A 12226-nucleotide genomic window follows, 5' to 3' on the forward strand; every position below is an offset into this window, starting at 1 on the left:
TGGTTGGATAGTTTTCCCCACGTGTTGTGGGGAAAGCCCAGTTACATGGAACTATCCAGCGTTGCTGGGGTAGCGGCTTGCACAGCGTTAACAAAGGGAACTTTGTAGGTTGTGTTGGCCGTTACCCTAGTAGATCCTTGAATTGTTTCACGGTTGGTTTGAAAATTATGCCAATGGAACTTAGGATCATGTAACTGGCACATGTAATAGCTGTATTGCCATGGCTGCCGAATTAGTGGCTAGAATATACAGCACTTATCAACTCCGTGGCTGCGAGTTTCGTAGCCACCACGAAGTCCAGGAGGACAACTAGTGGCAAAGGCAAAGTTCGAGCGTACTAAGCCTCACGTAAACATCGGTACCATTGGTCACGTTGACCACGGTAAGACCACCACCACCGCAGCTATCACCAAGGTTCTGGCTGACACCTACCCAGACCTGAACCAGGCTTTCGCTTTCGACGCTATTGACAAGGCGCCGGAAGAGAAGGAGCGCGGCATCACCATTAACATCTCCCACGTGGAGTACCAGACCGAGAAGCGCCACTACGCACACGTTGACGCTCCAGGTCACGCCGACTACATCAAGAACATGATCACCGGCGCTGCACAGATGGACGGTGCTATTCTGGTTGTTGCTGCTACCGACGGCCCAATGCCTCAGACCCGTGAGCACGTTCTGCTCGCTCGCCAGGTTGGCGTTCCTTACATCCTCGTTGCTCTGAACAAGTGCGACATGGTTGATGATGAGGAAATCATCGAGCTGGTTGAGATGGAAGTTCGTGAGCTGCTGGCTGAGCAGGATTACGATGAGGAAGCTCCAATCATTCACATCTCCGCTCTGAAGGCTCTTGAGGGCGATGAGAAGTGGACCGAGTCCATCCGCGAGCTCATGCAGGCTTGTGATGACTCCATCCCAGATCCAATCCGTGAGACCGAGAAGCCATTCCTCATGCCTATTGAGGATATCTTCACCATCACCGGCCGTGGCACCGTTGTGACCGGTCGTGTTGAGCGCGGTCAGCTGAACGTCAACGAGGACGTTGAGATCATCGGTATCAAGGAGAAGGCTATCTCCACCACCGTTACCGGTATCGAGATGTTCCGCAAGCTGCTCGATTACACCGAGGCTGGCGACAACTGTGGTCTGCTGCTTCGTGGTATCAAGCGCGAAGATGTTGAGCGTGGCCAGGTTGTTGTTAAGCCAGGCGCTTACACCCCTCACACCGAGTTCGAGGGCTCTGTCTACGTTCTGTCCAAGGACGAGGGTGGCCGCCACACCCCATTCTTCGACAACTACCGCCCACAGTTCTACTTCCGCACCACCGACGTTACCGGTGTTGTGAAGCTTCCTGAGGGCACCGAGATGGTTATGCCTGGCGACAACGTCGACATGACCGTCACCCTGATTCAGCCTGTTGCTATGGACGAGGGTCTGCGTTTCGCTATCCGCGAGGGCTCCCGCACCGTTGGCGCTGGTCGTGTCACCAAGATCATCAAGTAATGATCTTTTGCACCGCTAGGTGCGCCTAAAGATTGCCGCTCCTCCCTTTTTGGGTGGGGCGGCTTTCTCCATTGTTGTAGGGAAGGTGGTTGTTTGCTGGTGTCGGATCGTGATGATGTTCTACGTTTGCTCGGTGATGTGTGGCGCGCGCACCCGGATATGAGTGTGCATGGTTTGTGCACGCTATTGCTCGATAATGGGTTGCGTTGGGATACTTCGGATGCTGATGCGGCGGCTTTGCTGCATTTTTTGTCGTTGCAGCGCCCAGCGCGGGTTGAGGCGTTGCCCTGTGTGGTGCTTGTCGACGGCGGGGCGCGGCGGGTGGTCGTCGATACGCGGGCTGTAGTGGTGTTGGGTCAATCGCAGGTCACCTGGTTTCGCCATGAGGGAACTGTGGTAGGGGAGTTGGGTACGCAGCTGGTGGTGGATGGGGTGCATCGGTTAGGTGTGGTGGAGCGTATTGTGCCTTTGGATGCTGGGTGGGGGAAGTCGCGTCCGTTTTTTGTTGCTTTTGAGTCTGGGGCGTGTGCCGTGATTGGCCGGAAGGCGCGGGTGTTTGTTAAGAAGCGGCGTGAGGTTGAGGTTCACCATTGTGGTGCGGTGGTCGCTGTGGATATGCCGGTGATTGGCCAGGAATTGACTATTGTTTGTTCGCAGCCGTGGCCTGCTGATCAGGGGGTAGTTTCGTATTTCGTGCCCATTGAGAACTCTTAGCGTTGGATCGCACAGGTAGTCCTATCGTTTCGGGGTTGTTGCAGGGGTAAGTGTGTGCGTGTTGTAGGGTGTGGGAGGGGGTGCGTCGTGACGCAACTAAGTAATATCGGTCTTAAGAGTTGATATGTTTACAATGTAGAAACTCTGATGTTAAACTTAATTTTCGTTAGGGATTTGGTGATGCCTGGGTTTCCATGTCTCTCACCACGCCACCATCTGTCCCCCTTTTGAGTCTTTGTGACTTTTCCTGCACTCTCAGGCGTGCAGCCTTAGAAACGAAAAGAAGGTTTAATTCAACGTGTATAAACGTATCGTGCTGGCACTTACAGCCGCTTGCCTCGGTGCGAGCGCAGCGCTTGTTGCTCCCTCGGCCACAGCTCTTGAAGGCGGCCGCGAGGTTTCGGCTAATGAGCTGGAAGCTAACCTTGTTATCCGCATGATTCATGGCGGTGGCCTATGCACCGGTGTGGCGATTGATCCGCACTGGGTACTGACTGCTTTGCACTGCAAAAACGGCAATGGTGAGGTGCATCTACAAACCGGTGTCAATTATAAGTACGATTTGCCTTTACGCGGGCAGTGGCATTCCGATGCCCCTTCCGGTGACATTTCGTTGATTTACATCCCGCAGGATCTTGGTCTGCCGAATTATGCGGAAATTTCCAAAACCTTGCCTCAAGCTGGGGATCGTGGAACTAATTACGGCTGGGGTATTGGTACCTCCGCGGTACTGAAGTTTTCTTATCAGCGCTTTAAGGGTACCTACACTACTTCTGGGTACAACCAGGGAAAAATGTTTGTCACTGAGAATGAAGATGGTGCGAAAAACCGTACTGGCGATTCCGGTGGCCCTGTTTTCTTCAATGGACAAGTTGCCGGCATTACATCTTCTGTAGGTGGCTCGAACGCGACCAATTATAGTTCTGTGCCTGAGGTTTATGACTGGATCGTACAAACAGTAAACTCCAAGCCAGACAACCGTACAACGCGCTTTATGCCGGAAATTGAAGAGTCGGTGGTGGCTAAATTTAATGCGCGTCTTGCAGCAGCGCAGCAACTCGCGGAGATTGAGCGTGAAATGTATAAAAAGGATCTCAAGACTGCGAAAGAAACATCCCTAAGGGCGCAACGCACACTTCTTGAATCTCTTGGTGCACTGCAAGAAGCTGAGGAAGCCCAGCGTGAGGCTGAGGCTGCCAAGACGCAGGCGGAAGCACAGGCGGCGACTGCACAGGCGCGGGTTGATGAACTGACAGTGCAAAATGTGGAGGCGCAACGTCAGTTGGCTGAAGCGGTAGAGGAGAAAACGCAAGCGATTGCGCGTGCTGAAAAAGCAGAACGCGAATTAGCGCTGGCGAATGCGAATCCAGATCAAGCACAGCAGATCCTAGCGCAGGCTGAAAAAGAAAAGCAGGACGCGATCCACAACGCTGATGCCGCGGATCGTCGCGCCCAAGCTGCGGAAGCGCAGCAGCGTGAGGCGGAAGCGCAGCGTGATGCCGCCGTCGATAAGGCAGAAAAGGCTGAGCAAAAAGCAGCCGCAGCTCTGCTGCAACAGCAAGAAGCGGTGCGGGCACGTGCGGAAGCAGAAACTGCGAAGGCGGAAGCACAAGCGCAGGCTGCCCAGGCGCAGCAGCGCGCGCAGCAAGCAGAAGCTGCCGCCCAGCGCCGCATCGAGGAGGCCGAAAACGCGCTGCGTGAGGCACGTAACCTCGCGCGGGAAATGGAGGAAGCGAAAAACGCTGCGCAGCGCGACCTTGCAGCTGAACGTGAGCTGACTAAGCGCTTGGAGCAGCTTAATCAGGCTGCGGAGGCGAAAAATACTGAGCTGGAAAAGCAGATTGCACAGCTCAAAGCGGAGCTGGCGGCGGCGAAAGCGGACAAGCAGCAGCCTGAACAGCCTAACCCAGGCTCAGCTGGTTCCTCCACCCCGGCGTGGTGGGTCACCGTGATCGGGATTGTCGCCGCACTGTTTAGCGGCGGAATTATCGGCTGGTTGCTTAACACCTGGCGCAGCAATATGGCGCATTTCGGGCGCTAACCTGCGTGCTTTAGCCCTCACCATCCGCTACGGTGGGGGCTTTTTTATGCGTATCGACGCCGCCACCCCCGTCAGCTGTACGCACAAGCGGTGGCAGGAAAATAAGCAAGGAGATCGCGGTCAAGACCGGCCACAAGGCAAGCGGTACGCCAATGCTGCTTGCCTGCGCCAAACCGCCCCCAAGAAGAACGAAAACCGGAACCAAGCCCATGCCGATCGTGCCATAAGCGGCAAACACGCGGGCAATCACATCCTTAGCCACTCGGGTAGAAATAAACGTGCTCACCGCAATATTTTGCACTGTCATCACCATCGCCCACCCAATATCCATCACGATAGCAGGGGCAAGATAGCCGAAAAACCAGGCGCACACAGGAAGCGTACTTAATAAAAACGCCACGACTGACGTAACCACCACAATCCGACGAGTATCCCAGTGGTCGATAATGCGGGGTGCAACAAACGCCGCAGCCAACGCAGCCGCACCGCCCGCCGAAGCCAGCATCCCATAGTGGTGGGCGTGAAGCCCAAGATCCTGCAGCAGCAAAAACGGCATCACCACATCGCCCAAGGCCAACCCAAAATTGCCCGCACAGGCTAGACCAATCGTTGCAGCCAACACCCGATCCCTGCGAATCACCTGAAACCCAGCCCAAAAACTTGGCTCCGGGGTGGAATCCTCACACGTAGCAGAAACGGGGCTTGTGCGGCGGAAGTGATAAAAGGCGAACACACTAGCAGCACTCAAAGCGAACGCAAGACCGAAAGCAAATTCCGTACGCGCATGCAGCACCAGAAAACCCACCATACTCGGGGCTACAATGCTTGCCATCTTATCCGCCGCGCTCAGCCGCGAGACTAGAGTAGACAGCTGATTATCGGGGAAATCACGCGACAACGAGAGCTGACATTGATCCGAACCAATACCCGCTAAAGCAAGCACAGTACTAATCACAATCGCAGCCCACGGCCCCATCAGTCCCGCTGCAACAAGAAGAACCAGACACAGCAGTAGAGCGGTTTTCACCACAAGCACACCAGGAAGTAGCCGACGTGCCCCCACACGATCAACAAACTGCGCACAGGCAGTGGAAAGAAGCACAACGACCGAGACCGGCGCAGCATTCAAAATAGCCAATTCCACCGGACTAATCGCAGAAGCCGACACCAAATAGAGCGACAACGTGAAAGCCGCAATGGAACCAGCAAGCGCATCAAGTGAGTTGGAAAATAAAAATGCACGCATAAAAGATGTTCACCCTAACCCTACAAACATCAAAAAAGGGGGGTCTATCACCGTCGCGATAGACTCCCCTTTCAAGGGAGCAAGTCCGTGAAAAGACCTGCGGATTAAAAACTACTTGGAGTCTTTAGCCCAGCCGATATCCTGAGTCAAAGGCTTTGCAAAGTAGTTTGCACCAAGGTTTGCCAAGCCTGGGGTGGTGGCAATGATCTGTGGGCCGTTGTACATCGGGATCAAACCGAAGGTAGCAAAAGCTTCCTTCTCAAGCTTGTTGCCTTCCTTGATCTGCTCAGCCTCAGTTGGCAGCTTCTGCATCGCGGCGATCTTCTTATCCATCTCTTCGGTAGTAGTACCAGACAGATTCAAAGTGGAATCAGACTTGTAGGTCTGGCCGAAGTAGGCAGCACCCCAAGGTGAGTTCGAGCCAAAGGCCATGAAGAACAGATCGAAGTCCTTAGCAGAAGTAACCTTGGAGAAATCAGCCACTGGGCGTTCTTCAACCTTGAGGTCGACCCCGATATCCTTCATCATCTTCTGCAATGCGGCAGCAAATGCCTTCGAGATTGCGCTATCGCCAATCAAGATATAGCGGATGGACAGCTTTTCACCGTCCTTCTCACGGATGCCGTCAGCGCCTTCCTTCCAGCCGGCTTCATCCAGAATCTTCTTGGCGTTTTCTGGATCGAACTTGGCGGCAGTGCTGAAGTTATCCTCGTAGCCTTCTTGGTTGGAGTAGAGGAACAGCGAACCAGGCGCAGTTTCGGTGTAATCCAGACCGTTGAAGCGGATAGCGGCGATCTGAGAACGATCGATACCGTTGACAATCGCTTCGCGAACCTTGACATCACCCAACAGTGGTGCTTGAGAGTTCAAAACAAGCAGGGAGTTGGCAGGCTGCAGGGTCTTGCGGATGGAAGCCTTATCGCCCATGCCCTTTACCTTGGCCAAGTTGTCCTTGTTGCCAGCACCAGTCAGGTCAATCTCGCCAGCTTGGAATGCATTGATTTCAGCCTGAGACTCCATTTGGCGGTAGGTAATCTTGTCGAGCTTACCTGTGTCGCCCCACCAATTCTCGTTGCGCTTGTAGGTGACGATGCCGCCCTGAGGATCGAACTTATCAATCACATAAGGGCCAGCCCCCCACTCAGGGCGTGGGTTGTTGATGAAAGCTTCGTTGAATACCTCTGGAGTATTGACCGCAGGGTGCATCACGCTGGTGAAGATACCCTTCCACCATGGGTATTCGGTTTCGAAGGTGACAACAATCTGGAAATCGTCCTTACCTGGCTCAACAGAAACAACTTGCTCATAGCCATCGGTCGAGGAGGCAACGATGCTCTTATCCGTGCCGTTGAGCATCTGCCAGCTGTTAACAAATGCCTTCACGTCAATCGGTGTACCGTCATTGAACTTTGCATCAGGGTTCATTGTGTAGGTAACAACAGTCTTGCCGTCCTTCACCTCATCCTTGACATCAAGAACGTAGGCGGGGTTCGGAACAAGAGTACCGTCGCCCTCCATGGAGAAGAACTGAGGCGTCTGCCAGCTTTGAATGTCACGTGCATATCCGGAAGCGTTACCGTGAGAGTCATTCAACTGTTCAGGAATTTCACTGATGGCCAAGCGGAGCTCGCCGCCATCTTGAATCTGATCACGGTCGAGCTTGTTGTAATCACCGTTAGGGTTCAACACATGCTCGGTGTTCGAAGAGGAAGAAGAGGAATCGTTGGAAGACTTGCTTGTATTGTTTTCAACGTTGCTGCATGCGCTAAGCGTTAAAGCAGCTGCCGACAACGAAGCCATAATGGCTACGCGGATATTCTTTTTCATGGATATGTCCTTTACGTTGCGGGTGCCATGAGTGGCGCACAAAGAGGCCCTTGAACTTTAACTTCAAGCACTGCAGCTTTCGCTCAGAGAAGTTACCTAATGCACCACTAAGAAGCGGATTCGATCAACTTAGTCCGAGATACTGTGCTCTCCGTCGCTTTTATAATATTAGTGTGGCGCACACTGTGAAAACTTAGCTATGCACCTGAGCAACCAAGGGAGGGGATGAAACTAATTCTGACCATTGTTTTCTGTAAAGCGATCCAGAATTCGGTCGAACTGGAGGGGGTAATTGGGGGTAAATATTAAATAGATCACGTAGCTTATCTGCTCGCCTTCTTTCATTTAGAACGCGGCATAAACTGGTGAAGTCTCGACGCATAAGCGCGACGATATGCACGGGAATGACAGGAGCAATTGGGAGGAGTGTCCTCAGGGAAATATTGACAATACTGTCTAAAAGCTTTGGATGTTCTAAGTATTATCCAATGTTTTTTTGGGGAGGAATGATGCATGCTTTATGGCTGAATCAATGGCAAAAGAAAAATCCTCGCCACTGGGAGTAAGCGGCGAGGATCAAATGCAGAGGGTGCTAATTAGCGGCGCGCAACCGTAGGATCTGGAATTGGAATAGCATTGAGCAACTTCTTGGTGTACTCGTGCTGAGGGTTATCAAAGACCTCATCCACATCGCCTTCCTCAACAAACTCACCCTTATACATCACAGCGACACGATCAGACAGATGGCGAACCACTGACAAATCGTGGGCAACAAAAAGGAAAGACAAACCAAGCTTTAACTTCAGATCCTCAAGGAGGTTAATCACACCAGCCTGAATAGACACGTCAAGCGCAGACACAGGCTCATCGAGCACAATAACACTCGGATTAGTAGCCAATGCGCGCGCAAGACCAATACGCTGACGCTGACCACCAGAAAAATGCCCAGGGAAGCGATCGATTTGACTGGAATCCAAACCAACCAAACTCATCAATTCCGCCACACGCGCATCCACGTCACCTTCATAGCCCAGCGAATGCAGCGGCTCAGCAATTACCTCACGCACAGTCAAACGCGGATTCAAGGAACTCATAGGGTCCTGGAAAACAATCTGAACATCTTTACGCGCCTCCCTACGCTCCTTAGAGCTCATCTCAGCGGCATTTTTGCCATTGAGCTTCAAAAGACCGTTTTGCGGATTCAGATCCATGATTTCCAACAAGGTTGTGGTTTTACCGCAACCGGATTCACCCACAATGGACATACATTCGCCTTCGCGAATATCGAAAGAAAGCCCATTGACCGCCTTGACAGTACCAATCTTGCGCTTAAACAAAGCGCCCTTCGTCAGCGGAAACTCCTTATGCAGATCCTTGACCTCAAGGGTGATTTTGCGCTCCTCACGCGGAACATCAGCCAGCATACTTTCGCTCAACGCCGGAGGCTTAAAAAGCTTCTCACCATTGATCATGCTGTCTGAAATTTCGTCCGCGCGCAGACACGCAGACTCATGAGGCTTCTCAGTAGAGCCGATTTTAAGCAACACAGGCTCCTGTGAACGACAGTCATCCAGAGCCACTGGGCATCGAGGTGCAAACTGGCACTCATCCTTCAAATTCACCAGAATTGGAGGATTGCCAACAATAGGGGTCAAAGGTTCAGTTTTGGGAACATCAGGGCGCGGAGTAGAACCCAAAAGCCCGATGGTATACGGCATACGTGGCTGCGCAAACACATCAAACACATCGCCCTTTTCCACAGGGCGACCGGCATACATCACTAACACATCATCGGCGGTTTGAGCCACAACACCCATATCGTGCGTAATCATGATGCAGGCAGCACCAGTCTCACGTTGAGCCAGTTTGATCACATCGAGGATCTGCGCCTGAATAGTCACATCGAGTGCGGTAGTAGGTTCGTCGGCAATCAGAACACGCGGATTATTCGCAATCGCAATGGCAATAACAACGCGCTGGCGCATACCGCCAGAAAACTCGTGAGGGAAAGACTTAATCCGCAGATGAGGCTCAGGGATACCAACCAGATCTAAAAGCTCGATCGCCTGCTTTAAGGCTTGAGCTTTGCTCACCTTTTGGTGCGCCAAAATTGCCTCAACAAGCTGCGAACCAATATCGAACACCGGCGTCAATGCGGAGAGCGGATCTTGGAAAATCATTCCAATACCTTTTCCGCGAATTTTCGACATCTGGCTATCGGTCTTACCGATCAGCTGCTCACCCTGGAAAAGAACAGAACCGGAAATATTGGCATAAACCGGAAGCAAACCCATAATGGCCATACTGGTTACCGATTTACCGGAGCCAGATTCACCCACGATACCTAAAGTGCGCCCAGGCAAAAGATCAAAAGAAACGCCACGAACCGCGGAAACAGAACCAGCCTCAGAAGGGAAATTAACAGTCAGATCCCGCACCGACAAAACAGGTTCATTCTGAGAAACCGAAAGTTGGCTCATGCTTTTCCTCCTGAATGAGAATTAGGATCAATCGCGTCGCGCATGCCATCGGCAATCAGCGCCAAAGAAACAGTAAGTAAAACCAAAGTGCCGGCAGGGAAATAGAACTGCCACGGTGCAGTAATCAGGGTAGAAGTACCACCAGAAAGCAACGTACCCAAGGAAACATCCGGAAGCTTCACACCCAAGCCCAAGAAGGACAGGCCAGTTTCACTCACAACCGTGCTCACCGTACCGAGAACAAGCTGCAAAACAAGCAACGAGCCAATGTTGGGAAGAATATGGCGGAAAATGATACGAACATTGCTCACACCCATGTAGCGGGCAGCACGCACGAAATCGTTTTCACGAACAGACAACGACAATGACCACAGCACACGGGCTGAACCCATCCAACCAAAAGCGATCAACACAACGATCAAAAGCTTCCAGTCACCGCCAGAATCGGAGACCAAAAGGGCGATGATCAAAAACGTTGGAACAGCCATCAGGAAGTGAATGATGGTGAGCACAAATTTCTCAATAGTGCCACCGTACAAAGCCGCAGCGGCACCAATGAAGGCGGAGATAAGAGTAGTCAGGAAAGACACGATCACCGCAATAGTCAACGAACGACCAAGGCCATGGGCTACCTGGGCAAAAAGATCGTTACCACCATCGGTGGTGCCAAACCAGTGCTCACTATTCGGAGCAGAAGACAAACTCAAAAAGTCTGGCTCATAATACGGCCACTTGGCAATCTGAGGGCCAATAATGGCAAAAGCGATCAGAATCCAGAAAATAACAAAACCAACCGCCGCACTACGATTCCGGAAAAATCGTCGAGTGTATAGCTTTAACCGCGATGTGCCTTTGACAACCTTAACTTCAGCAACATCTGCAACCTCAACAGCGCTGTGCGAAGAATTCTTAGACATTTAGCTCACCCTCACTCGTGGGTCGAGAATAACGATGAAAATATCGGCGAGCATAGCCGACACCGCAGTCATAGCAGCGCCGAAAGCTGCAACAGCCACCACACCGTGGACGTCATTTTTGGAAATAGTATCGAGGAAATAGACACCCATACCGTTCCACGCAAAGATCTTTTCCGTCATAACCGCACCAGTAAAGATGCCCGGAATGGAAAACGCCACCGACGTAGCAACAGGAATGATGGAGGTGCGCAGAGCATGGCGTCGAATAGCTTGACTGCGAGTGAGACCCTTCGCGCGAGCCGTACGAACATAATCAGCGTTGAGATTATCCAACAAAAGTGTGCGCTGAGTTAAATGGTAGCCAGCGTAACCGACGATAATCAGTGAGACAGTAGGAAGAACCAAATGCTGCGCATAATCGATTAACTGAGGGAAAAACCCAGTCACATCAGGATTGGCAGCGCCGGTGACATAGAACACGCGAGTGCCAGCCCAGGTATTAATCTTCAAAGCCACCGCGACAACAGCAATCGATGCAACAACGATGTGAACATTCATCGTAATAATCGAAATAGCCTGCCAAATGCGATCGCCGCGCTGATACTGGCGGCTCGCGGTGTACACACCAATGGCCACGCCAATAATAATGGTTAAGACAGTTGCAAGTAACAGCAGCTGCGCAGATACCAAGATGCGGAAACTTACCTGATCATTAACACTGCCGCCAGTAGGGGAGCGACCCCAATCCCAGTGCAAAAGAACATTAGTAAGCCAGTACCACCAACGCTCAATAACTGGAACTTCAGGATTGAGATTATAAGGTTCGAGCAACCTAGTGATTTGCTCGTGACTCAACGGTGGACGTTGGCCTTGGTAATTGGACCGTGGGTCGAGGAACCATGACGCCAAAAAGTAAGTCAGGTTCGTCGCCAGGAAGACGATGAGTGTCCAGCTCAACGCTTTCCTAATCAGGTATTTGAACATGAGTTGAGGGTCTCCATGAATGGGGTCGATACATGGGTGTATGTAATTATCTGCCCTCAAAAATGCGTGCAATCTTCCCCTCAAGCTCAAGGGGGTTCGATAAGAGTGCAAACCATGAAGGCAGGAACAATCAGTTGGGAAAATCTGAGCTCATGCGCACAACCAACGCATGAGATGACACGAGAGATTCGCAAAAGTTTGTTTTTAATTTACATTCCAAGAAGCTTCGTTTAACAATCGTGTGCAAGACGTCGCCTCAAGCAATGTTGCGAGCTAGATCACAATTCTAAACCGGTGAATATATAAGGAAAAAATCCTCTATCCTTTTGTGCTAAAACCTAAGAATCGGGCCACGACCTTGGTGGAAGTGAAAAAATATGGAAAAACCAACCTTATTGCCACTGTTGTGAATGCTTTTCGCTAAGGTGTGCGAAGTGCATTTGGGGTTAGTTTCTTAATTATTCACAGAAAGAGTGAAGGTTAACATAGGAAGAAAGTTGTGTCTTGGAGGGTT

General features: G+C 51.6%; 8 protein-coding genes. 3 read left to right on the top strand and 5 right to left on the bottom strand.

Annotated elements, in window-relative coordinates; translation table 11 throughout:
- Positions 1–312 precede the first annotated feature (312 nt).
- The 3 genes from tuf to CFELI_RS01650 all read left to right on the top strand — a co-directional run bounded on the left by tuf (position 313) and on the right by CFELI_RS01650 (position 4258).
- Entirely contained in the window at positions 313–1503 is a 1191-nt protein-coding gene (gene tuf / locus CFELI_RS01640) for an elongation factor Tu (protein ID WP_277105281.1), read from the top strand.
- A 99-nt stretch (positions 1504–1602) separates the two neighbouring features.
- Positions 1603–2217: a hypothetical protein gene (locus CFELI_RS01645; RefSeq protein ID WP_277105280.1), complete on the top strand. Its 615-nt coding sequence runs from the start codon at positions 1603–1605 to the stop codon at positions 2215–2217.
- Positions 2218–2515: 298 nt separating this feature from the next.
- On the top strand, positions 2516–4258 hold the full coding sequence (locus CFELI_RS01650; protein WP_277105279.1) for a trypsin-like serine protease: 1743 nt from the start codon (positions 2516–2518) through the stop codon (positions 4256–4258).
- A 10-nt stretch (positions 4259–4268) separates the two neighbouring features.
- Here CFELI_RS01650 and CFELI_RS01655 read toward each other — a convergent pair whose 3' ends face one another.
- The 5 genes from CFELI_RS01655 to CFELI_RS01675 form a co-directional block, all read right to left on the bottom strand.
- Positions 4269–5504: an MFS transporter gene (locus CFELI_RS01655; RefSeq protein WP_277105278.1), complete on the bottom strand. Its 1236-nt coding sequence runs from the start codon at positions 5502–5504 to the stop codon at positions 4269–4271.
- Positions 5505–5615: 111 nt separating this feature from the next.
- The gene (locus tag CFELI_RS01660; RefSeq protein ID WP_277105277.1) at positions 5616–7331 is read right to left on the bottom strand and encodes an ABC transporter family substrate-binding protein; all 1716 of its coding nucleotides are present in this window, start codon (positions 7329–7331) and stop codon (positions 5616–5618) included.
- A 596-nt stretch (positions 7332–7927) separates the two neighbouring features.
- The gene (locus tag CFELI_RS01665) at positions 7928–9811 is read right to left on the bottom strand and encodes a dipeptide ABC transporter ATP-binding protein (RefSeq protein WP_277105276.1); all 1884 of its coding nucleotides are present in this window, start codon (positions 9809–9811) and stop codon (positions 7928–7930) included.
- Positions 9808–10728: an ABC transporter permease gene (locus CFELI_RS01670; protein WP_277105275.1), complete on the bottom strand. Its 921-nt coding sequence runs from the start codon at positions 10726–10728 to the stop codon at positions 9808–9810. The genes CFELI_RS01665 and CFELI_RS01670 overlap by 4 nt, the downstream gene beginning before the upstream one ends.
- Complete coding sequence (locus tag CFELI_RS01675; protein ID WP_277105274.1) at positions 10729–11712, bottom strand: ABC transporter permease; 984 nt, start codon at positions 11710–11712, stop codon at positions 10729–10731.
- Positions 11713–12226 lie beyond the last annotated feature (514 nt).

The sequence above is a fragment of the Corynebacterium felinum genome (assembly GCF_030408755.1).
In the GTDB taxonomy this organism is placed as follows: domain Bacteria; phylum Actinomycetota; class Actinomycetes; order Mycobacteriales; family Mycobacteriaceae; genus Corynebacterium; species Corynebacterium felinum.

Coding starts and splice junctions, on each gene's coding strand:
- CFELI_RS01655 (WP_277105278.1), bottom strand. CDS start 5,504: ATGCGTGCATTTTTATTTTCCAACTCACTTGATGCGCTTGCTGGTTCC.
- CFELI_RS01660 (WP_277105277.1), bottom strand. CDS start 7,331: ATGAAAAAGAATATCCGCGTAGCCATTATGGCTTCGTTGTCGGCAGCT.
- CFELI_RS01665 (WP_277105276.1), bottom strand. CDS start 9,811: ATGAGCCAACTTTCGGTTTCTCAGAATGAACCTGTTTTGTCGGTGCGG.
- CFELI_RS01670 (WP_277105275.1), bottom strand. CDS start 10,728: ATGTCTAAGAATTCTTCGCACAGCGCTGTTGAGGTTGCAGATGTTGCT.
- CFELI_RS01675 (WP_277105274.1), bottom strand. CDS start 11,712: ATGTTCAAATACCTGATTAGGAAAGCGTTGAGCTGGACACTCATCGTC.